Source organism: Sphingomonas sp. A2-49, assembly GCF_025548555.1.
Taxonomy (GTDB): Bacteria; Pseudomonadota; Alphaproteobacteria; order Sphingomonadales; family Sphingomonadaceae; genus Sphingomonas.
Map to the genome: position 1 here is coordinate 84837 of NZ_JAJLPA010000001.1, position 21557 is coordinate 106393.

At 67.4% G+C, this 21557-nt stretch carries 21 protein-coding genes; 20 read left to right on the forward strand and 1 reads right to left on the reverse strand.

Annotated features, from left to right (window positions below; translation table 11 throughout):
- Nucleotide 1: 1 nt before the first annotated feature.
- From LPN01_RS00420 to LPN01_RS00505, 18 genes are all read left to right on the forward strand, one after another.
- A complete protein-coding gene (locus LPN01_RS00420; protein ID WP_410482782.1) occupies nt 2-1213 on the forward strand; it encodes an NADH-quinone oxidoreductase subunit D in 1212 nt (403 codons plus the stop codon).
- Between the two features lie 192 nt (nt 1214-1405).
- The gene (locus tag LPN01_RS00425; protein WP_262826389.1) at nt 1406-2074 is read left to right on the forward strand and encodes a complex I 24 kDa subunit family protein; all 669 of its coding nucleotides are present in this window, start codon (nt 1406-1408) and stop codon (nt 2072-2074) included.
- The gene (gene nuoF, locus LPN01_RS00430) at nt 2074-3378 is read left to right on the forward strand and encodes an NADH-quinone oxidoreductase subunit NuoF (RefSeq protein ID WP_262826390.1); all 1305 of its coding nucleotides are present in this window, start codon (nt 2074-2076) and stop codon (nt 3376-3378) included. Before LPN01_RS00425 ends, nuoF begins: the two co-directional genes overlap by 1 nt.
- 11 nt (nt 3379-3389) lie before the next feature.
- Nucleotides 3390-4085 (forward strand): hypothetical protein, encoded by a 696-nt coding sequence (locus tag LPN01_RS00435; protein WP_262826391.1) that lies wholly within the window; start codon nt 3390-3392, stop codon nt 4083-4085.
- On the forward strand, nt 4085-6085 hold the full coding sequence (gene nuoG, locus LPN01_RS00440) for an NADH-quinone oxidoreductase subunit NuoG (protein WP_262826392.1): 2001 nt from the start codon (nt 4085-4087) through the stop codon (nt 6083-6085). Before LPN01_RS00435 ends, nuoG begins: the two co-directional genes overlap by 1 nt.
- Before the next feature lie 26 nt (nt 6086-6111).
- Complete coding sequence (nuoH, locus tag LPN01_RS00445) at nt 6112-7137, forward strand: NADH-quinone oxidoreductase subunit NuoH (RefSeq protein ID WP_262827028.1); 1026 nt, start codon at nt 6112-6114, stop codon at nt 7135-7137.
- A complete protein-coding gene (locus tag LPN01_RS00450) occupies nt 7134-7265 on the forward strand; it encodes a hypothetical protein (RefSeq protein ID WP_262826393.1) in 132 nt (43 codons plus the stop codon). Before nuoH ends, LPN01_RS00450 begins: the two co-directional genes overlap by 4 nt.
- Nucleotides 7262-7747 (forward strand): NADH-quinone oxidoreductase subunit NuoI, encoded by a 486-nt coding sequence (nuoI, locus tag LPN01_RS00455; protein WP_262826394.1) that lies wholly within the window; start codon nt 7262-7264, stop codon nt 7745-7747. The genes LPN01_RS00450 and nuoI overlap by 4 nt, the downstream gene beginning before the upstream one ends.
- A 43-nt stretch (nt 7748-7790) precedes the next feature.
- Nucleotides 7791-8402: an NADH-quinone oxidoreductase subunit J gene (locus LPN01_RS00460; RefSeq protein ID WP_262826395.1), complete on the forward strand. Its 612-nt coding sequence runs from the start codon at nt 7791-7793 to the stop codon at nt 8400-8402.
- Nucleotides 8399-8704, forward strand: a complete 306-nt coding sequence (gene nuoK, locus LPN01_RS00465) for an NADH-quinone oxidoreductase subunit NuoK (protein ID WP_163959071.1) — start codon at nt 8399-8401, stop codon at nt 8702-8704. The genes LPN01_RS00460 and nuoK overlap by 4 nt, the downstream gene beginning before the upstream one ends.
- Nucleotides 8705-8711: 7 nt before the next feature.
- Entirely contained in the window at nt 8712-10853 is a 2142-nt protein-coding gene (gene nuoL, locus LPN01_RS00470) for an NADH-quinone oxidoreductase subunit L (RefSeq protein ID WP_262826396.1), read from the forward strand.
- Nucleotides 10850-12382: an NADH-quinone oxidoreductase subunit M gene (locus LPN01_RS00475; protein ID WP_262826397.1), complete on the forward strand. Its 1533-nt coding sequence runs from the start codon at nt 10850-10852 to the stop codon at nt 12380-12382. The genes nuoL and LPN01_RS00475 overlap by 4 nt, the downstream gene beginning before the upstream one ends.
- Nucleotides 12382-13836, forward strand: coding sequence for an NADH-quinone oxidoreductase subunit NuoN (gene nuoN, locus LPN01_RS00480; protein WP_262826398.1), 1455 nt, complete (start codon nt 12382-12384; stop codon nt 13834-13836). The genes LPN01_RS00475 and nuoN overlap by 1 nt, the downstream gene beginning before the upstream one ends.
- 41 nt (nt 13837-13877) lie before the next feature.
- Complete coding sequence (locus LPN01_RS00485) at nt 13878-14537, forward strand: biotin--[acetyl-CoA-carboxylase] ligase (RefSeq protein ID WP_262827029.1); 660 nt, start codon at nt 13878-13880, stop codon at nt 14535-14537.
- 10 nt (nt 14538-14547) lie between these two features.
- Nucleotides 14548-15372, forward strand: coding sequence for a type III pantothenate kinase (locus LPN01_RS00490; protein ID WP_262827030.1), 825 nt, complete (start codon nt 14548-14550; stop codon nt 15370-15372).
- A 9-nt stretch (nt 15373-15381) separates the two neighbouring features.
- Nucleotides 15382-17022 carry a ribonuclease J gene (locus LPN01_RS00495; RefSeq protein WP_262826399.1) on the forward strand — a complete coding sequence of 547 codons (1641 nt, stop codon included), beginning with the start codon at nt 15382-15384 and terminating at the stop codon, nt 17020-17022.
- 7 nt (nt 17023-17029) lie between these two features.
- Nucleotides 17030-17314, forward strand: coding sequence for a DUF1467 family protein (locus LPN01_RS00500; RefSeq protein ID WP_262826400.1), 285 nt, complete (start codon nt 17030-17032; stop codon nt 17312-17314).
- Nucleotides 17315-17434: 120 nt separating this feature from the next.
- On the forward strand, nt 17435-17593 hold the full coding sequence (locus LPN01_RS00505) for a hypothetical protein (RefSeq protein ID WP_262826401.1): 159 nt from the start codon (nt 17435-17437) through the stop codon (nt 17591-17593).
- A gap of 5 nt (nt 17594-17598) precedes the next feature.
- Here LPN01_RS00505 and LPN01_RS00510 read toward each other — a convergent pair whose 3' ends face one another.
- Nucleotides 17599-19902 (reverse strand): hypothetical protein, encoded by a 2304-nt coding sequence (locus tag LPN01_RS00510; protein ID WP_262826402.1) that lies wholly within the window; start codon nt 19900-19902, stop codon nt 17599-17601.
- Between the two features lie 111 nt (nt 19903-20013).
- Here LPN01_RS00510 and LPN01_RS00515 point away from each other — a divergent pair, with 111 nt between their 5' ends.
- Nucleotides 20014-20304 (forward strand): Hpt domain-containing protein, encoded by a 291-nt coding sequence (locus tag LPN01_RS00515; RefSeq protein ID WP_262826403.1) that lies wholly within the window; start codon nt 20014-20016, stop codon nt 20302-20304.
- A 60-nt stretch (nt 20305-20364) separates the two neighbouring features.
- Nucleotides 20365-21546, forward strand: coding sequence for a hypothetical protein (locus LPN01_RS00520; RefSeq protein ID WP_262826404.1), 1182 nt, complete (start codon nt 20365-20367; stop codon nt 21544-21546).
- Nucleotides 21547-21557: the final 11 nt, after the last annotated feature.

Sequence of the window (21557 nt, forward strand, 5' to 3'; positions counted from 1 at the left end):
GATGCACGTGACCGACGCGGGCGACCCGACGACGGGCGACGTCACCATCCAGAACTACACGATCAATTTCGGCCCGCAGCATCCCGCGGCGCACGGCGTGCTGCGGCTGGTGATGGAGCTGGACGGCGAGATCATCGAACGGATCGATCCGCACGTCGGCCTGCTGCATCGCGGCACCGAAAAGCTGATCGAATACAAGACCTATGCACAGGCGATCCCGTATTTCGACCGGCTCGATTATTGCTCGCCGATGTGCATGGAACACACGTTCGTGCTGGCGATCGAGAAGCTGCTCGACATCGAGGTGCCGATCCGCGCCCAGTATCTGCGCGTGTTCTTCGCCGAGCTGACGCGCATCTCGAACCACATGCTGAACCTCGGCAGCCACGTGATGGATGTCGGCGCGATGACGCCGAACCTGTGGATGTTCGAGGTGCGCGAGGATTGCTACAACTTCCTCGAGCGCGCCACCGGCGCGCGCATGCACCACAATTACCTGCGGCCCGGCGGCGTGCATCAGGACGTGCCGCTCAAGCTGCTGACCGACATCGCGGACTGGCTCGACACGCGGCTGCCGCGCCTGTTCGAGGATGCGATCAGCCTGGTCGCGGACAACCGCATCTTCAAGCAGCGCAACGTCGACATCGCGACGGTGAGCCGCGAGGATGCGATCGCCTGGGGCTTCTCCGGGCCGATGATCCGGGCCGCCGGCATCCCCTGGGACCTGCGCAAGTCGCAGCCCTACGATGTGTACGACCGGATGGAATTCGACGTGCCCGTCGGCACGCGCGGCGATTGCTACGACCGGTTTATGGTGCGCGTCGAGGAGGTCCGCCAGTCGGCGCGGATCATGAAACAATGCCTGCGCGACATGCCGGAGGGGCCGATCGCCTCGTCCGACCGCAAGGTCGTGCCGCCCAAGCGCGCCGAAATGAAGCAGTCGATGGAAGCGCTGATCCATCACTTCAAGCTGTATACCGAGGGCTATCACGTGCCCGCGGGCGAGGTGTATGTCGCGACCGAGAGCCCCAAGGGCGAATTCGGCGTTTTCCTGGTCTCCGACGGGTCGAACAAGCCCTATCGCTGCAAGATCCGGCCGACCGCGTTCAGCCACCTTCAGGCGATGGACTTCATGAGCCGTGGCCACATGCTCGCGGATACGACCGCGATCCTTGGTGCGATGGATATCGTGTTCGGGGAGTGCGACCGGTGAGCGAGACTGCGCGAAAGTTTCTCGATCGACTTCTTATGATGTTGATTGGCGCAAACGCGGCTCTCGTACCGGTTGTCGATCACTCATTAGAAGCTCGAACGGTGTCCCATGTCGTGTTGGCACTGATGTGTGTCATGGCAATTGACTATCTGGTGCTCTCGAAGGTCACCTTTATGATGCGGTCTCGTACTCATGGCTGAAGCACCCCAGATCCCCGACGAAGCCGAGACCCGCGCCCGCTGGGGCGGCTTCGCGTGGAACGACGAGAACCAGCGCAAGGCGAACGAGATCCTCGCGCGCTACCCCAAGGGACGCGAACAGTCGGCGTCGATCCCGTTCCTCGATCTCGCCCAGCGGCAGGTCGGGGCGGAAACGGAGACGCAGGGCTGGCTGCCGGTGCCGGTGATCGAATTCGTCGCGAGGGCGATCGGCGTGCCGTACATGCGCGTGTTCGAGGTCGCGACCTTCTACACGATGTTCAACTTGGCGCCGGTCGGCCGCTATCACGTCCAGGTGTGCGGCACGACGCCGTGCATGCTGCGCGGGTCGGACGACGTGCTCGCCGCGTGCAAGAATCGCGGCCTCGTGAAGGGGGGCACGACGCCCGACGGGATGTTCACGCTGACCGAGGTCGAGTGCCTAGGCACCTGCGCCAATGCGCCGATGGTCCAGATCAACGACGACAATTACGAAGACCTCGACTACGATCGCACGGTCGCCGTGCTCGAGGCGCTGGCCAGGGGCGAAAGTCCGAAGACCGGCTCGACGATCGGTCGCCAGACGAGCTGTCCCGAAGGCGGCCCGACGACGCTGACCGCGATGGTCGACGCCAACCACGATTATCGGAGCGAGTGGGCCTGATGCTTGCCGACAAGGATCGCATCTTCACCAACGTCTACGGGTTCCAGCCGTGGAACCTGGAAGCGGCGCTGAAGCGCGGCGACTGGGACAATACCAAGGCGCTGATGGCGCTCGGCCAGGACGCGATCATCGACGTCATCAAGGCGAGCGGGTTGCGCGGTCGTGGCGGCGCGGGCTTCCCGACGGGCACGAAATGGTCGTTCATGCCCAAGGAGCCCAAGCCCGACCGGCCGAACTTCCTCGTCATCAACGCCGACGAATCCGAGCCCGGTTCGTGCAAGGACCGCGAGATCATCCGCCACGATCCGCACAAGCTGATCGAGGGCGCGCTGATCGCGGGCTATGCGATGCGCGCGCGGGCGGCCTATATTTATATCCGCGGCGAATATATCCGCGAGGCGGAGACGCTGTTCGCGGCCGTCGCCGAAGCCTATGACCGTGGCCTGATCGGCAAGAACGCGAGCGGGTCCGGCTACGACTTCGACGTCTTCGTGCATCGGGGTGCCGGCGCGTACATCTGCGGCGAAGAAACCGCGATGCTCGAAAGCCTTGAAGGCAAGAAGGGCCAGCCGCGCCTGAAGCCGCCGTTCCCGGCCGGGGCGGGGCTCTACGGTTGCCCGACGACGGTGAACAATGTCGAATCGATCGCGGTGGCACCCACCATCCTGCGGCGCGGTGCGGCGTGGTTCTCGGGCTTCGGGCGCGAGAACAACAAGGGCACGAAGCTCTACCAGATCAGCGGCCACGTGAATAAGCCGTGCGTCGTCGAGGACGCGATGGGCCTGACCTTCCGCGAGCTGATCGAAACGCATTGCGGTGGCATCCGCGGCGGCTGGGACAATCTGCTCGCGGTGATCCCGGGCGGGTCGTCGGTGCCGCTGGTACCGGCACGCGACATCATCGATGCGCCGATGGACTTCGACGGGCTGAAGGCGGTCGGCTCCGGCCTCGGCACCGCGGCGGTGATCGTGATGGACAAGTCGACCGACATCGTCCGTGCGATCAGCCGTATCTCCTACTTCTACAAGCACGAGAGCTGCGGCCAGTGCACGCCGTGTCGCGAAGGCACCGGCTGGATGTGGCGCGTGATGGAACGGCTGCGCACCGGCGATGCCGACATCGCGGAAATCGACACGCTGCATCAGGTCACCAAGCAGATCGAGGGCCACACCATCTGTGCGCTCGGGGACGCCGCGGCGTGGCCGATCCAGGGTCTCATCAGGCATTTCCGCCCCGAGCTGGAACGCCGGATCACCGAACGTAGCGGCGGCGACATGGCGCCGATGCAGGAGGCGGCGGAGTGAAGGTATCGCTCATGGTGGCGATGCTCGGTCTATCGATCGGATCGCCGGCGGTCGCGCAAAAGCAGACGGAGATGGATACGGGATCCAACATCCCCATCCCGCGTCGCGCGCGCATTGCCGAGGGGGCTGGCCTGTCCGACATCGATCGTGGCCGGATCGCAATGGCGGAATTCGCGCGGTGCACCGTGGACCGTCAATCGGCTCGCGTAACCGGTATCGCGGCGCGGCCCGCGGACAAGATCGACGGGCCTTCGCTGGCGCGGCTGGCGGATGACGAATGTCTGTCGAGTGGCGAGCTGCGGTTCAAGCCGCTGCTGCTGAGAGGGGCGTTGTTCGTCGAGCTCTATCGCCGTCGCAACGATGCACGGGCGCGGAAGGTCGCGTGGCAGATGCCGGCGGTACCGTTCGATCCCGTCGTCAAGACCGATCCGGCCGACGCGACCCTTTCGGTGCAGATGGCCTTGCTGGCCTTCGCGCAATGCGTCGTCACGCGCGACCCGGCGACGGCATCGGCGGTCGTGATGGGACCGACGGCGAGCAAGACGCAGAATGCGGCGTTTGCGGTGCTGGCGCCCAAGCTGGGATCATGCTTGTACGATGGGCAGAAGATCACGCTGAGCAAGCTCATTCTGGAAGGCGCCCTCGGTGAAGTGCTCTATCGCGGAACCGTGCCATCGGTGACGACCGCGTCGCAGGAAACGAGATAATGCCCAAGCTGAAGGTAGACGGGATCGAGGTCGAGGTGCCGCAGGGCGCGACGGTCCTCCAGGCGTGTGAAGCCGCAGGGCGCGAAATCCCGCGCTTCTGCTATCACGAGCGGCTGAGCATCGCCGGCAATTGCCGCATGTGCCTCGTCGAGGTGAAGCCGGGGCCGCCGAAGCCGCAGGCGTCCTGCGCGCTGCCCGCCGCGGACAATCAGGAAGTATTCACCACCACGCCGATGGTGAAGAACGCCCGCGAGGGCGTGATGGAATTCCTGCTCATCAACCATCCGCTCGATTGCCCGATCTGCGATCAGGGCGGCGAGTGCGACCTGCAGGACCAGTCGGTCGCCTATGGCCGCGGCCATTCGCGCTACGACGAGAACAAGCGCGCGGTGACCGAGAAGTATATGGGGCCGATCGTCAAGACGATCATGACCCGTTGCATCCAGTGCACGCGTTGCGTCCGGTTCGCCGAAGAGGTCGCCGGGGTCGAGGAGATCGGGGCGATCTATCGCGGCGAGGACATGCAGATCACCAGCTATCTCGAGCAGGCGGTGACGAGCGAGCTCAGCGGCAACGTCGTCGACCTGTGCCCGGTCGGCGCGCTGACGTCGAAGCCCTATTCCTACGAGGCGCGGCCCTGGGAATTGAAGAAGACGCTGACGATCGACGTGCAGGACGCGGTGGGGACGAACATCCGCCTCGACAGCCGCGGCCGTCAGGTGCTGCGGTGCGTGCCCCGGATCAACGAGGACGTGAACGAGGAATGGGCGCACGACAAGACGCGCCATCATGTCGACGGCCTGGTGCGTCGCCGCCTCGACCGGCCCTATGTCCGCCGCGACGGCACGCTCGTGCCGGTGAGCTGGGACGAGGCGTTCGCGGTCGTGAAGGCGAAGGTCGATGCCGCGGCATCGAACGTCGCCGCGGTGGCGGGGGACCTGGTCGACTGCGAGACGATGTATGCCGCCAAGGCGTTGCTGGGCCAGCTCGGCTCGTCGCTGCTCGAGGGGCGGCAGACGGGGATGGACTATGATACGTCCAGCCTCTCGGCGGTGAACTTCAACACGACGATCGCCGGGGTCGAACGCGCCGACGCGATCCTGCTGGTCGGCACCAACCTGCGCTGGGAAGCGCCGCTGGTGAACACGCGCGTGCGCAAGGCGATCAAGAAGGGCGCGAAGGTCTTCGCGATCGGTCCGGAGACGGAACTGACCTACAAGGTCGAGTGGCTCGGCGCCGACCTGTCGCTGATCGGTGCGCTGCCGGAGGCGGTGGCGAAGACGTTCGCCGACGCCAGGACGCCGATGGTGATCGTCGGTGGCGGTGCGTTGAAGGGCGGCCATGGCGCCGCGCTCGCCTTCGCGAAGCAATACGGCCTCGTCCGCGAGGGCTGGAACGGCTTCAACGTCGTCCATATGGCAGCGAGCCGTATGGGCGGGTTGATGCTCGGCTATGCGCAGGCGGGCGGCATCGGCGACCTTTCGGGCGCGGGCGTCACCTTCTTCCTCGGCGCGGACGAGGTGGACTATTCCCGCTTCGGCGGATTCAAGGTCTATGTCGGCCATCACGGCGATACCGGGGCGCATCATGCCGACGTGATCCTGCCGGGCGCGACCTATGCCGAGAAATCGGGGACGTGGGTTAACCTCGAAGGGCGCGTCCAGCGCGGCGAGCGCGCGGTGTTCCCGCCGGGCGACGCGCGCGAGGACTGGGCGATCTTCCGCGCATTGTCCGACGTGCTGGGCCACACGCTGCCGTTCGACAGCCTCGCCGGCCTGCGCGAGGCGATGGCGAACGATGTGCCGGCGCTCGGCAAGCCGGGGCTGGCGACGTTCGACTGGGCGCCGCCAGCGCTGGATGCGGCTGCGCAGGGCAGCCTGTCCGGCTATCCGATCAAGGATTTCTACCTGACCAACGCGATCTGCCGCGCATCGCCGACGATGCAGCGCTGCTCGGCGGAACTGGTCCATGGCGAAACGTTCGCGGAGGCGGCGGAGTGACCGGTTTCTTCAACACGACCGTCGGCATGTCCTACGACTGGGCATGGTTCGTCGCGACGATCGTCGGCATCCTCGTGATCGCCTTGCCGCTGATGCTGGCGGTGGCGATGATTATCTACGCTGATCGCAAGATCTGGGCGGCGATGGCGCTGCGCCGCGGCCCCAACGTCGTCGGTCCGTTCGGCCTGCTCCAGTCGTTCGCGGACGGACTGAAGGTGTTCCTGCAGGAAACCATCGTCCCCGCCGCGGCGAACCGGGCGCTGTTCCTGCTTGCGCCGATCATCACCTTCACGGTGGCGCTGATCGTCTGGGCGGTCGTGCCGTTCGGGGCCGGCGTGGTGCTCGCCGACATCAACGTCGGGTTGCTGTACGTGCTGGCCGCGTCGAGCCTCGGCGTCTACGGCATCATCCTGTCGGGTTGGGCGTCGAACTCCAAATACCCCTTCTATTCGGCACTGCGTGCCGCGGCGCAGATGGTCAGCTACGAAGTCGCGATCGGCTTCATCCTGATCTCGGTCGTGATGTGGGCGGGGACGTTCAACCTCAGCGGCATCGTCGCCTCGCAGGTGAGCACGCTCAATCTCCACATCAACGCCTTCGGGATCAACCCGCTGCTGTTCCCGATGGCGGTGATGTTCTTCATCTCCAGCCTGGCCGAGACGCAGCGCGCGCCGTTCGACCTGACCGAGGCGGAGAGCGAGCTCGTCGCCGGATACCAGACCGAGTACAGCTCGATGAGCTTCGCGCTCTTCTGGCTCGGCGAATATGCGAACGTGCTGCTGATGTGTGCGCTCAACGCGACGCTGTTCTGGGGCGGGTGGCTGCCGCCGGTCGACTGGGCGCCGCTCTATTACGTCCCGGGGATCATCTGGCTGTTCGCCAAGATCCTGTTTTTCTTCTTCCTGTTCAGCTGGGTGAAGGCGACCGTGCCGCGGTATCGCTACGACCAGCTGATGCGGCTGGGGTGGAAGGTGTTCCTGCCGCTGTCGCTGTTCTGGGTGTTCCTGGTGTCGAGCGTATTGATGCTGCTGCGCGTCGGCGTGCCGGCATGAGCCAGGTGTCGGACTGGATGATCGCGCGTGGCCTGCGGCCTCAGGTGATGCGGGACAAGGCGCTCGCGGGCGTCGGTATCGGATTGTTGGTCGTACTGATCGACCGGATGTTGGGATTGAGCTCTTGAGCGTCGCACAGATCATCAAGTCGTTCACCTTGTGGGAATTCGTGAAGGCGCATGCCCTCACGCTGAAGTATTTCTTCAAGCCCAAGGCGACGATCAACTACCCCTTCGAGCGCAATCCGATCTCGCCGCGGTTCCGCGGCGAACATGCGCTGCGTCGCTATCCGAACGGCGAGGAACGCTGCATCGCGTGCAAGCTGTGCGAGGCGGTATGTCCGGCGCAGGCGATCACGATCGAGGCCGAGCCGCGCGACGACGGCAGCCGCCGCACGACGCGCTACGACATCGACATGACCAAGTGCATCTATTGCGGCCTGTGTCAGGAAGCGTGCCCGGTCGATGCGATCGTCGAGGGGCCGAATTACGAATTCTCGACCGAGACGCGCGAGGAACTGATCTACGACAAGGCCAAGCTGCTCGACAACGGCGACCGCTGGGAAAGCGCGATCGCGGCGAACCTTGCCGCCGACGCGCCGTATCGTTAATGCGCGCCGCACTCGATTCCGGGCTCAGGGGGCCGACCAACTCGTGATCCAGGCCATAGCCTTCTACCTCTTCGCGATCGTCGTGATCGGATCGGCCGCGATGACGATCTCGTCGCGCAACCCGGTCCATTCGGTGATGTGGCTGATCCTCGCCTTCTTCAACGCCGCGGGCCTGATGGTGCTCGTCGGTGCCGAATTCATCGCGATGCTGCTCGTCATCGTCTATGTCGGTGCGGTCGCGGTGCTGTTCCTGTTCGTCGTCATGATGCTGGACATCGAGGTCGCGCAGCTGCGCGCCGGGGTCGCGCGCTATGCGGCGCTGGGGCTGGCGCTGGCGGTGGCGCTCGCCGCCGAGATCCTGATCGGCATCGGTGCGTGGAGCGCGGGCGGCCTGAAGGTCGGCCAGCGCATCGCGCCGGTCGACACGGCGGTGCCGAACATCCAGGCGATGGGGCAGCTGCTCTACACGCGCTATCTGTTCGTGTTCGAGGCGGCGGGCTTCGTCCTGCTCGTCGCGATGATCGGCGCGATCGTGCTGACGCATCGTCAGCGGGGCGGCGTCCGCGGCCAGAACATCGGCCGACAGAACGCGCGCCGTCCGCAGGATGCGACGCGCAACGTCCAGCCGCCGATCGGGCAGGGGGTCCAGCTGTGATTGGGTTGACGCATTATCTGGTCGTGGCGGCGATCCTGTTCACGATGGGCGTGCTGGGCATCTTCCTCAACCGCAAGAACCTGATCGTCATCCTGATGGCGATCGAACTGATCCTGCTCGCGGTGAACCTCAACCTCGTCGCGTTCTCGGCCTATCTGCACGATCTGGTCGGACAGATCTTCGCGATGTTCGTGCTGACCGTCGCGGCGGGCGAGGCGGCGATCGGGCTTGCCATCCTTGTGATCTATTTCCGTGGCCGCGGCACGATCGCGGTCGATGACGTCAACCGGATGAAGGGGTGATCGTTCGGTGACTTCGATTGTACTCATCGTATTCCTGCCGCTGCTTGCCGCGATCGTCGCGGGGCTCGGCAACAGGGCGCTCGGCACGGTGCCGGCGAAGGTCATCACGACCGGCGCGCTGTTCGCCTCGTGCCTGCTGTCCTGGCCGGTGTTCCTCGGCTTCCTCGCCGGCACCAGCGAGGCACACGTCCAGCCGGTGCTGACGTGGATCGTCAGCGGCAACATGGCGGTCGACTGGTCGCTCCGCGTCGACCAGCTGACCGCGATCATGCTGGTCGTCATCACCAGCGTGTCGGCGCTCGTCCACCTCTATAGCTGGGGCTATATGAGCGAGGATCCGGACCAGCCGCGCTTCTTCGCCTATTTGTCGCTGTTCACCTTCGCGATGCTGATGCTGGTCACCGCGGACACGCTGGTGCAGATGTTCTTCGGCTGGGAGGGGGTCGGCCTCGCATCCTACCTGCTGATCGGATTCTGGTTCCGCAAGCCGTCCGCCAATGCCGCCGCGATCAAGGCGTTCGTCGTCAACCGCGTCGGCGACCTGGGCTTCATGCTGGGTATCTTCGGCACCTTCCTCGTATTCGGAACGGTTTCGATCCCGGCGATCCTCGCGGCTGCGCCGGGCATGGCGGGCTCGACGATCGGCTTCCTCGGCATGCGTGCCGACACGATGACGGTGCTGTGCCTGCTCCTGTTCGTCGGCGCGATGGGCAAGTCGGCGCAGCTCGGCCTGCACACCTGGCTTCCCGACGCGATGGAGGGCCCGACCCCGGTGTCGGCGCTGATCCATGCCGCGACGATGGTCACCGCGGGCGTCTTCATGGTGTGCCGCCTGTCGCCGATGTTCGAGACGTCGCCGGCCGCGCTGCACGTCGTCATGTTCGTCGGCGCCGCGACCTGCCTGTTCGCGGCGACGGTCGGGATGGTGCAGACCGACATCAAGCGCGTCATCGCCTATTCGACCTGTTCGCAGCTCGGCTACATGTTCTTCGCGGCGGGCGTCGGCGCCTATGGCGCGGCGATGTTCCACCTGTTCACGCACGCCTTCTTCAAGGCGCTGCTGTTCCTGGGTGCGGGTTCGGTGATCCATGCGATGCACCACGAACAGGACATGCGCTATTACGGCGGCCTGCGCAAAAGCATTCCGGTCACATTCTGGGGCATGATGATGGGGACGCTGGCGATCACCGGTGTCGGCCTGCCGGCGGTGTTCGGCAACCCGCTCGGCATCGGTTTCGCGGGCTTCCATTCGAAGGACGCAATCATCGAGGCGGGCTGGGCCGCGGGCGAGCCCGGCGTCTGGTTCGTCGGCGTGCTCGTCGCGCTCATCACCAGCTTCTATTCGTGGCGGCTGATGTTCCTGACCTTCTGGGGCAAGCCGCGCTGGGCGGCATCGGAGCATATCCAGCACGCGCTGCATGACGCCCATGGTCACGATCATGCCCATGGCCATGATGATGCCCATGCGCACGCCCACGACGCGCATCACGCCGACGAGGCACACGCCACCCCGGCGCAGGCCGAGGACAGCGGCGTCCATCCGTCGACGCACGGTGCGGGGCAGCACGACCTGCCCGCAGGCACGGGCGGCTATCACCCGCACGAGAGCCCGTGGCCGATGCTGGTGCCGCTGGTGCTGCTGTCGATCGGCGCGATCGCCGCCGGGTTCGTCTTCCACGGCTATTTCATCGAGCCTAGCGCGGGCGAGACGTTCTGGAAGGGCGACATCGCGTTCCGCGAACACCTGATGCACGCGATGCATGAGGTGCCGGTGCCGATCAAGCTGTCGGCGACGATCGCCATGCTGCTCGGCCTGTTCACCGCCTGGTACGCCTATATCAAGGCGCCGGCCTTCCCGACGGCGGTCGCGGACCAGTTCCGCATCCTGTACCGCTTCCTCGTCCACAAATATTATTTCGACGAGCTCTATCACCTGCTGTTCGTCCGTCCCGCCTTCGCCATCGGCCGCCTGCTGTGGCATCGCGGCGACGAGCAGACGATCGACCGGTTCGGGCCGAACGGCTCGGCCTGGGTGGTGCAGCTCTCCAGCCGCGTCGCGGGCCGGCTCCAGAACGGATATGTCTATACCTATGCCTTCGTCATGCTGATCGGTCTGACCGCCGTCGTCACCTGGGCGATCGCACAGTGAGCGGGTTGCCCATCCTTTCGATCATGCTGCTGATCCCCGCGCTCGCGGCGATCGCCTGCCTCTTCCTGCCCGCAGCCACCGCCCGTGCGGTGGCGCTGGGCGCGACGTTGGTCGACTTCGTGCTGGGGGCATTGCTCTGGGCGAACTACGACATCGGCGGCGCGCAGTGGCAGTTCGTCGAGCACGGGCCGCGGCTCGGCTTCTTCGCCTGGGATCTCGGCATCGACGGCTTCGCGCTGATGCTCATCATGCTCAGCGTGTTCCTGATGCCGATCTGCATCGGCGCGAGCTGGCGCGCGATCGAGAAGCGCGTGCCGGAATATATGGCGGCGTTCCTGCTGACCGAAACGCTGATGATCGGCACTTTCGCGGCGCAGGATCTGTTCCTGTTCTACCTCTTCTTCGAGGCCGGCCTGATCCCGATGTATCTCATCATCGGCATCTGGGGCGGGGCGAACCGCATCTACGCGTCGTACAAGTTCTTCCTCTACACGCTGCTCGGCTCGCTGCTGATGCTCGTCGCGATGCTGTACATGGCGCAGGTGGCGGGCACGTCGAGCATTCCCGCGCTCCAGGCGTTCGACTTCCCGGCGCATGTGCAGACGTGGCTGTGGCTCGCCTTCTTCGCCTCGTTCGCCGTCAAGATGCCGATGTGGCCCGTCCATACGTGGCTGCCCGATGCGCACGTCCAGGCGCCGACCGCGGGATCGGTGATCCTGGCGGGCGTGCTGCTCAAGCTGGGCGGATACGGCTTTCTGCGGTTCAGCCTGCCCATGTTCCCGGAGGCGAGCGGGCAGCTGACGTGGCTGATCTTCGGCCTGTCCGCGGTCGCGGTCATCTACACCTCGCTTGTCGCGCTGGTGCAGTCGGACATGAAGAAGCTGATCGCCTATTCGTCCGTCGCACACATGGCGATCGTGACGATCGGCCTGTTCGCCTTCAACCCGCAGGGGATCGAGGGCGCGATGATGATGATGCTGAGCCATGGGCTGGTGTCGGGCGCATTGTTCCTGTGCGTCGGCGTGATCTACGACCGGTTGCACACGCGCGAGATCAGCCGTTACGGCGGGCTGGCGATCAACATGCCGCGCTACGCCCTGTTCTTCCTGTTCTTCACCATGGCGTCGATCGGCCTGCCCGGGACGAGCGGCTTCGTCGCCGAATTCCTGGCGCTGATGGGCACCTATCAGGTGTCGACGTGGATCGCGCTGCTCTGCACGACCAGCATCATCCTCGGCGCGGCATACATGCTGTACCTCTACCGGCGCGTGGTGTTCGGCGAGATCAGGTCGGACGACGTCCGCGCGATGGAGGACCTGTCGCATCGCGAGCTGTGGCTGCTCGCGCCGATCGCCGCGGTCGCGCTGTGGATGGGCGTCTATCCCGAAAGCTTCATGGCGCCGATGCGCAAGGACGTCGTGACGCTGCTCGCCCGCATCGATCGTGCGACACCGGCCTCCGATTCCCGGCCGACCGCCGGCAAGCCCCTTCCAGCGGCCCATGCCGCCGCCCACGGAACCGCTCACTGATGGACTACGCCGCCAACATCGCCATGACCCTGCCCGAGGTGATCCTGGGCGCAGGGGCGATCATCCTGATGCTCGTTGCCGCCTGGGGCGGCTCGGCGTCGACCCGTCTCGTGTCGTGGACCGCGGTCGCGATCCTGGGCGGGGCGTGCCTGTCGCTGCTGGGGCCCGCGGGCCACGGCGGCCCCGCCTTCGACGGCCTGTATCGCGCCGACGCGTTCGCGGCGTTCGCCAAGGTGCTGATCTTCATCGCCTCCGCGGTCGCGATCGTGCTGGCGCCGGACTTCTTCGCGCGCACCGCGGGCGACGACCTGCGTCCCGAATATCCCGTGCTGATCCTCCTCTCCGCGGCGGGTATGGGCATGATGGTGTCGGCGAGCGACATGCTGACGCTGTACGTCGGGCTCGAGCTGCAAAGCCTGTCGGCCTATGTCCTCGCCAGCTTCATGCGGCGCGACACGCGATCGGCGGAAGCGGGCCTCAAATATTTCGTGCTCGGCGCGCTGGCGAGCGGCATCCTGCTCTACGGGATCAGCCTGGTCTACGGTTTCTCGGGCACGACGCTGTTCGGCTGGATCGCCGCCGCCTATGCGGAGGGTCATTCGCTCGGGCTCTTGTTCGGGCTTGTCTTCGTCTTCGCGGGCATCGCGTTCAAGATTTCGGCGGTGCCGTTCCACATGTGGACGCCCGACGTCTACGAAGGCGCGCCGACGCCGGTCACCGCCTTCTTCGCCTCGGCGCCCAAGGTCGCGGCGATGGGCCTCGCGGTCCGGGTCGCGGTCGAGGCGATGGGGCCGGCGACGGACCAGTGGCGCCAGATCGTGATCTTCGCCGCGCTCGCCTCGATCCTGCTCGGCGCGGTCGCGGCGATCGGCCAGACCAACATCAAGCGGCTGCTCGCCTATTCGTCGATCAACAACGTGGGCTTCGCGCTCGTCGGCCTCGCCGCGGGCACGCCCGAGGGCGTGTCGGGCGTGCTGATCTATATGACGATCTATATCGCCATGACGCTGGGGTCGTTCCTCGTCGTCCTCCAGATGCGCGACGCCGATGGGCAGCCGGTCGAGGATATCGCCGCGCTGTCGGGCATGTCGCGGACGCGGCCGGGCCTTGCCTGGGCGATGCTGTTCTTCATGTTCTCGCTCGCGGGCATTCCGCCGCTGCTCGGCTTCTATGCGAAGTTCGCGGTGTTCAAGGCGGCGGTCGCGGCGGGCCTGTTCCCGCTGGCGGCGGTCGGCCTCGCGGCCTCGACGATCGGCGCCTATTATTACCTGCGCGTCGTCAAGACGATGTTCTTCGACGAGCCGGCACCGGCGTTCCCGAAGACCGGCAGCCCGGTCGAGGGCGGGCTGATCGCGCTGACCGCCGCATTCGTGTCGCCGCTGGGCTATCTCGCCATCCCGCTGATCGGTGGCTGGGCAATGGCCGCGGCGCGCGCGCTGTTCCCCGCGATGTGACGATCCGGACGGTCGACACGACGGACTCGACCAACGGCGACGTGCTCGCGCTCGCCCGGCAGGGTGAGGCGGAAGGCCTGTGGCTGATGGCACGCCAGCAGTCCGCCGGACGCGGCCGGCAGGGGCGGGCGTGGATCTCGCCGCCCGGCAACCTCTACGCCAGCACGCTCGTGCGGCTGCGGGCGAGCGACCCCGGCGCGGCGACGCTGGCGCTTGTCGCGGCGGTCGCGCTGCACGGCGCGATCGCGACCTTCGTGCCGGCGCCCGGCGTAACCATCAAATGGCCCAACGACCTGCTGATCGACGGGGCCAAGGTCTCGGGCATCCTGCTCGAACGCAGCGGCGATGCCGTGGTGGTCGGCATCGGCGTCAACCTGGCGCATCACCCGGCACTGCCCGACCGGGACACGACCAGCCTCGCCGCGCAGCGCGCGTCCGTGGCGCCGGAGGTGTTCCTCGACGTCCTGGCGGAGGGCTTCGCGCGCTGGCTGGCGCGATGGCGGGGCGAGGGGTTCGCGGTGGTCCGGCGGGCGTGGCTCGCCGCGGCGCACCCGGTCGGCACCGCGCTGGCCAGTCGCGCGGCCGACGGGACGGTGGAACAGGGCCTGTTCGACGGGCTCGACCGCGACGGCGCGCTCATCCTGCGCTTGGCGTCGGGGGACCGGCGTGTCATCCACGCCGCCGACGTGGTTCTGGCTTGAGGGATTGACGATGCTGCTCGCGGTGGATGCCGGCAACACCAATGTCGTGTTCGCGCTGGTCGAGGGCCGGACGGTGAAGGCGCGCTGGCGGATCGCCACCGATCCGCGCCGTACCGCGGACGAATATGCCGTCTGGCTCAGCCAGTTGCTCGCGCTCGAGGGCTACGACCGCGCCGACGTCGATGCGGTCATCATCGCGACCGTCGTGCCGCGCGCGCTCCACAATCTCCAGGTGCTCAGCGCCAAGTATTTCCGGACCGACGCACTGGTCGCGGGCCGCGCGCCCGTCGCCTGGGGGATCGCGATCGATGTCGACGAACCCGCCAGCCTCGGCGCGGATCGCGCGGTCAATACGATCGCGGCCCATGCGCTGCACGCCGGCGACCTGATCGTCATTGACTTCGGCACCGCCACGACGTTCGACGTCAGCGATTACAGCGGCGCCTACAAGGGCGGCATCATCGCGCCCGGGATCAACCTGTCGCTGGACGCGCTGGTCAGCGCGGCGGCGAAACTGCCGCGCATCGCGATCGAGGCGCCGGCCACCGACAGCGTCATCGGGCGCAACACCGTCGACCAGATGGCCATCGGCGTCTATTTCGGCTATATCGCGATGATCGAGGGGCTGGTGGCACGCCTCAAGGCGGAGGTCGGGCGACCGGTGACGGTCATCGCCACCGGGGGCCTTGCCACCCTGTTCGAGCAGCATACCGACGTGTTCGACGTCATCGAGCCGGACCTGACGATCCAGGGACTGGCGATCATGTACCAAAACGCCCATATCGGCTCCGACGCGCTCGCGCCGACAGGCCTGCGGGCGCCAACGGATTTCTGAAAGACCTCAATGACCCCCAAGACCAACGAACTTCTCTTCTGCGCCCTCGGCGGCTCCGGCGAAATCGGCATGAACGTCAACCTCTACGGCCACGCCGGCAAGTGGCTGATGGTCGATTGCGGCGTGACCTTCGCCGATGCCGCCTATCCCGGCATCGACCTCGTCCTGCCGGACCTGTCGTTCATCGAGGACCGGATCGACGATCTGGTCGGGATCGTGCTGACGCACGGCCACGAGGACCATATCGGCGCGTTGCCGTATCTGGCCGAGGATCTGGGCGTGCCGCTGTACGCGACGCCGTTCACCGCGGGGCTGATCCGCGGCAAGCTGGAGGAAGAGGGCAACGCCAACCGCGTCAAGCTGCGCGTCATCCAGTCCGGCAAGGGGGCGCAGATCGGGCCGTTCGGCGTCAGCTTCATCGAACTGTCGCATTCGATCCCCGAACCCAATGCTCTGGTCATCGAGACCAAGGCGGGACGCGTGTTCCACACCGGCGACTGGAAGCTCGATCCGACGCCGGTGATCGGCAAGCCGGTGAGCGCCGAGCAGCTGACCCGCATCGGCGACGCGGGCGTCGACGTGCTCGTCTGCGATTCGACGAACGTCTTCAATGCCGAGGCATCGGGCTCGGAAGCGTCCGTTCGCCGCGGGCTGGCCGAGCAGGTCGCCAAGGCGAAGGGCCGTGTGCTCGTCACCACCTTCGCCTCCAACGCCGCACGGCTGCACACGCTCGGCGAAGTGGCGCGTGAGACGGGGCGCAAATTGTGCGTCACCGGGCGGTCGCTCGACCGCATCCTGAAGGTCGCACGCGCGACCGGCTATCTGACCGATTTCCCCGAGACGGTCGATCCCGACACGGCGATGCGCCTGCCCAAGAACAAGGTGCTGATCGTCGCGACCGGCGGGCAGGGCGAACCGCGCGCGGCGCTGGCGCGGGTCGCCGACGGATCGCACACGATCCGTCTCGATCTGGGCGACACCGTGATCTTTTCGTCGAAGCAGATCCCAGGCAACGAGGTCGCGATCGGCAAGATCCAGAACACGCTGGCGGGCAAGGGCGTGGTGATGATTACCGAGCGTCAGGCGCACGTCCACGTCTCTGGCCACCCCGGCCGGCCGGAACTGGCGCAGATGTACAAATGGATCCGTCCCGAGGTGCTGATCCCGGTGCACGGCGAGATGCGCCACATGATGGAGCATGCCCGTTTTGCGCTCTCCCAAGGCATCCCGCAGTCGCTGGTGCAGAGCGACGGCGACATCGTCCGGCTGCTGCCCGGCAAGGCGGAAAAGATCGGCAATGCGGCGGTCGGGCGACTGGTTCTCGACGGCGACGTGATCCTGCCGGCGGATAGATCGACGATCAACGAGCGTCGCAAGCTTGCGATCAACGGCCAGATCTCGGTCGCGGTGGCGATCGGTCGCGACGGCCGCCCGATCGGCCGGCCGCAGATCCGCGTCAACGGCATCCCGGTCGAGGAAGACCGGATCGCCTTCGTCGAGGACGCGGCCGAGGCCGCAGCCGAGGCGATGAAGAGCAAGCGGGGCGATTTCGATCGCCGTCGCGAGGATATCCGGCTGGCGGTACGCCGCGTCGCGACGCGCTGGACCGGCAAGAAGCCGATCGTCGACGTGCTGATCGTCGAGGGCTGACCGGACCATGAAGTGGACGTCGATGCTGGCGATCTACGTCCTCTTCTGGGCGTTCTCGGTGTTTCTCGTGCTGCCCTGGGGCGTCCGCACCACGCATGAGGCGGGGGGCAGCTTCGTGGCGGGGCAGGCGGAAAGCGCTCCGCACGAATTCCGGCTGGCGCGGCTGGCGGGGCGCGTGACGATCGTCGCGACCCTGCTGTTCGGGCTGTTCGTCGCCAATTACCATTTCGGCTGGGTCACACCGCGGATGCTCGACCTGTTCGACCGCGAAGCCGTCTATAACGCGCAATAGCTGCCGGCCCCGGATGACAGCGGTTTCATCCGGGGATCACCATCGCGGCGGGTGCGCGGGCGTATCGGCGACACCGGCCCCGTCACCGTCGGCGGGGCTCCGGTCAGAGGACGCGCCGCCGTGAACCACGCTACCTTGCAGACCCTCGACCTGCTGTCCCGCGCGCTGCGGCTGATGGATCAGGAGGGCAAGCACCACGTCGCAGCCCGCATCGCGATGGCGATCGACGATCTCCGCCCGCCGACCGTCGTCGGCGGCGCGCCCCCGACGCGGAACTGATCCGGTCAGCGCAGGCGTTCGATCGCCTGCGCCAGCGCCACGTACAATTTGCCCATGTCGGACGACAGCAGCGTGACGCTCAGCGGCGATCCGTCGCGCTGCGCCAGCACGGTGCGCAGCATCCCCTCGAAGTCGTGGATGTAGCGGTTGACCGTCTGGCGGAACGCGCCGTCGTCGTCGTAGAGACGGGCGATGTCGCGGGCATCGCCGGGTTCGAGCACGCGGACCGCACGCCGGGTGAAGACGCCGCGATCCCCCTTCAGATAGGCCGCCCAGGCGCTGTCCGACACTTCCGGTGCGAACGCCTTGGTGATGTCGATCGAGGCGGAATGCAGCGATTCGATCAGCAGCGAGGCACGCCGCGCGAAGGTGTCGTGCTCGGCTTCCTCGCGTTCGTTGCGGGCATCCTCCATCCGCGCCTCGACTACCGCGGTCGAATCGACGATCCGCTGTACCTGTTGGGACAGCTGTTCGGTCGCGCGGGTGGTGGCATTGACCGCGTGGCCGGCCGCATCGGCGATCGCGCGGACCTGCCGCTCGACGGTGTCGCTGGTCGCGCGCCGCATCGCTTCCGCGCTCGCCTGTCCCAGCTGGCCCGCGGCCTCCGGGATCACCGTCGCCAGCGTTTCGCGCGCCTTGTCCGCGGCGACCGCGGCGGTATCGCGCACCCGCAGCAACGCATCGACGAGCCTCGGCGCGGCTTCCTCCGCGAAGCGGTGCGTGCGATCGATGGTCTCGTCGACCATCAGGCCGAGGGCGTCGGCCTTCGTCCGGCCATCGGTCAACGTCTGGAGCAAGGTGCCGGACAGCGTGTCGAGCGTACGGCGCTGTTCGGCGATGACGCCGGCGATCGCCTCGATCGCGTCGTGCGTGCTCTCCGCCGCGGTGACCAGCGCGAGCAGCTCGGGCTTTGCGGCGACGACGACCTGTTTGCTGGCGAGCACCTTGGTATCGAGCCGCGCCAGGGCGTCGGGCAGCGTCTCGTCGATCTCGCGCGCCGCCGCGTCGAGCGCGATCAGCAGCGATTCGGTAGTCCCGATCGTCCGCGTCGCCATGGCGTCGCCGGTGCGGAGCGCCTCGGTCATCGCATCCGCCGATCCGCCCAGCGCGCTGATCGAGGCGGCGAGCAGCTGCGAGCGTTCGAACCCCTGGACGTGGAGCGTCTCCAGCCGCGTCTCGACCTGACCGATCCCGGCGTCGAGCCCGGCGAGCAGCGATTCGCTCGCCGCGCGCTGATCCTGCAGGCGTATCGAGACGCGGTCGATGACGTCCTCGACCGCGGCGATCCGCGCCGCCATCGCGTCGGCGCTGTCGTGTGCGGCGCTGTCGAGCGCGGCCTGGTTCGCGCGCAGCATGGCCAGCATCGCCTCGCCCTGCGCGGCGATGCCCTTGCGCGCCTCGTCCACCGCATCCGCGGTGCGGCCGAGCAGCGCGTCGACCGCATGCGACATGTCGCCGGTCACCGCCTCCAGCCGCGCGCCGGCGGTCTCGCTGGTCGCTTCCATCCGCGCGATATGGGCGGCGAGCTTCTGCGCGGCACTGCCCGTGACGATGTCCGCCTCGCGCCCGCGCTCGACGAGCGCGGCGAGCCGCGCCTCGAGCGCCGCGGCATGTTCGCCTGCGGCAAGGCCGGTATTTTCCAGCAGGCGCTGCGTGTCCGCGATCTCCGCCTGCGCGCGCGGCAGCGAGGCGAGCAGGACGCCGAGCGTCGTCTGCGCATCCGCCGCGGCCTGCGCCAGCGTATGGGCATGGGCATCGGCCTGGCCGATCTCCAGTGCGATGCCGCGGCCGACCGCGGCGAGCCGTTCGTTGGCGCCGTCACCCATCGCCATCAGCGTGGTGACCTGATCCGCCAGCTGGCGGCGATTGGCGTCGAGCGACCGCGACAGGACGGCGACGGTCCGTTCGAGCGCCGCGGCCTCGACCCGCATCGCCTGCGCGGTCGTGCCGAACCGCCGGGCCTCGCGCCGGCTGGTGCGCATCGCGAGGAGATACACGATGCCGATCAGTGCCGGGACCACCGCCAGCGCCGCGACGAACTGGACGAGACCGACGGGATCGAGCGTCGCGAGCTGCGCGCGCGCGATCCACAGCATGCCGCCGAGCCACAGCACGCAGGCGATCGCCGCCGCGATCGCGCGGATCCGGCCGCCGCCGGGCGCGTCGGCTTCGACGACACCATGCGTCCACGCCATGTCGTCGTCGGCGACGCCGTCGTCCGCCGACTGGCCCGCCGGCACATAATCACCCATCGTCTCGTGGTCTCCATGGCCGCGCAGGTCGCTGTTGGGCGCCGCATCAGCCCGCATGTCGATAATCATGGAACCCCCGTTCGTCGGGGCCGAGCTTAACCGCGTTCACCATCGTCATAAAGCGAAACCGCAACGATCGGTTAAGCACCGTCGCGCTACAGCCTCGCTATGGCTTATGATCCGGGTGCGATCGATGCGGCGCTGGCCGCTGCGGTGGGTGACGAGCCCGGTTTGATCGCGGAGCTGCGTCTGGCGTTCGTAGAGAGCGCGCAGCGGGCACTGGCGGCGATGGAGGCGGCGACCGGCCGCGACGAATGGCGCGATGCCGCGGCCCGGCTGAAGGGGCTGGCGGCGAGTTTCGGCGCGGTGCGGCTGATGGCGCTGGCCGGCGAGGCCGCGGACGCGCCGCAGGATGCGCCGACGATCGCGCGGCTGCGGCGATCGGTCGCCCGCCTGTAGGCCCCGTGCCGGATGTCTGGCCCCTAGGCAGCGCCCGCTTCACCCCCTAACAGCCGGGTAATGCTCGCCGGCCTTCTCTTCGCCATCCACGACGCGGACGACAGGCCCGCGATGCTGACCGCGACGCTGCCCTTCGGCGGTGTGACGCTGATCGAATATCAGGCGCGGCTGCTGATCGCCGCGGGCGCGTCGCAGCTCGTCATCATGGTGGCGCGGCTGACCCCCGAGCTGCTCGGCGCGATCAACCGCATCGGCAAGCGCGGCGTGGCGGTCGATACCGTGCGCACCGCGGCCGAAGCGGCGGCGAAGCTGCATCCGCTCGCGCGCGTGTTGATGCTCGCCGATGGCCTGACCTCCACCGCGGACACCGTCGCCGCCCTCGCCGGGGAGGGCGGCGACGCGCTCCTCGTCCTGCCCGAAGACCAGACCGCAGCGCAGTACGAGCGCGTCGGCGGGGGCATGGTCTGGGCAGGTATCGCCCGACTCGATCCGCGCCGGCTGGGCGAGCTGGCGACGATGCCACGCGACTATGACGTGCAATCGACGCTGATCCGGCTCGCGTCGCAGGCGCGCGCCGTCCACGTCCTGTTGCCGAGGGATGCGATCCGCGGCGGCCATGGCGTCGGCCATTCGGGCACCGCGCTCGAGGCGCGCGGCCGAACGGTGATGGCGGCGATGGTGTCCGGGCGCAGTGGCTGGTTCGAGCGGTTCGTCACCGCGCCGCTCGCGCGGCTGGTCATCCCGCTGCTCGTGCCGGGGACGGTGCCGGTCGCCGCGGTCGCCGCGGGCGCCAGTGCGGTCGGCCTGCTCGGGCTGGCGCTGGTCGGTTACGCCCAGCCCGTCGCGGGACTGCTGTTGACGGCGCTCGGCGCGATCGGGCTGTCGCTGGGCGGCGTGCTCGCCGACCTGCGAGACGAATCGGTTGCACAGCGCTGGCTGCATGCCGCCGCGGGGGTGCTGCCGGCGCTTGCCGTGCTGCTTTATGGTCACGCCGCGACGGATGTGCACGGCGATGCCGCGCCGCTGGTGCTGGCGATCGGCCTGGTCCTCCTCGGCGTCCTCGGCGAACGGGCGCGCGGGCTGGCGCCGCGGCGGCTGTGGTGGGGCAGTGCGCCTGCCTATCTGTCGCTGGTCTGGCTGGGGTCGCTGCTGTCGTCGCCGATGGCAGGGCTGTCGCTGGCGACGGTCTATGCCGGTTCCACTCTGGCCGCCGCGATCGAACGATTGCGGCGCCAGCCTTAGCGCGATTTTAA

Coding starts and splice junctions, on each gene's coding strand:
- LPN01_RS00450 (WP_262826393.1), top strand. CDS start 7,134: ATGAGCCAGGTGTCGGACTGGATGATCGCGCGTGGCCTGCGGCCTCAG.
- LPN01_RS00435 (WP_262826391.1), top strand. CDS start 3,390: ATGGTGGCGATGCTCGGTCTATCGATCGGATCGCCGGCGGTCGCGCAA.
- nuoG (WP_262826392.1), top strand. CDS start 4,085: ATGCCCAAGCTGAAGGTAGACGGGATCGAGGTCGAGGTGCCGCAGGGC.
- LPN01_RS00510 (WP_262826402.1), bottom strand. CDS start 19,902: ATGCGGGCTGATGCGGCGCCCAACAGCGACCTGCGCGGCCATGGAGAC.
- LPN01_RS00490 (WP_262827030.1), top strand. CDS start 14,548: ATGCTGCTCGCGGTGGATGCCGGCAACACCAATGTCGTGTTCGCGCTG.
- LPN01_RS00500 (WP_262826400.1), top strand. CDS start 17,030: ATGAAGTGGACGTCGATGCTGGCGATCTACGTCCTCTTCTGGGCGTTC.
- nuoF (WP_262826390.1), top strand. CDS start 2,074: ATGCTTGCCGACAAGGATCGCATCTTCACCAACGTCTACGGGTTCCAG.
- LPN01_RS00420 (WP_410482782.1), top strand. CDS start 2: ATGCACGTGACCGACGCGGGCGACCCGACGACGGGCGACGTCACCATC.
- LPN01_RS00495 (WP_262826399.1), top strand. CDS start 15,382: ATGACCCCCAAGACCAACGAACTTCTCTTCTGCGCCCTCGGCGGCTCC.
- nuoH (WP_262827028.1), top strand. CDS start 6,112: ATGTCCTACGACTGGGCATGGTTCGTCGCGACGATCGTCGGCATCCTC.
- LPN01_RS00515 (WP_262826403.1), top strand. CDS start 20,014: ATGGCTTATGATCCGGGTGCGATCGATGCGGCGCTGGCCGCTGCGGTG.
- LPN01_RS00425 (WP_262826389.1), top strand. CDS start 1,406: ATGGCTGAAGCACCCCAGATCCCCGACGAAGCCGAGACCCGCGCCCGC.
- nuoN (WP_262826398.1), top strand. CDS start 12,382: ATGGACTACGCCGCCAACATCGCCATGACCCTGCCCGAGGTGATCCTG.
- LPN01_RS00520 (WP_262826404.1), top strand. CDS start 20,365: ATGCTCGCCGGCCTTCTCTTCGCCATCCACGACGCGGACGACAGGCCC.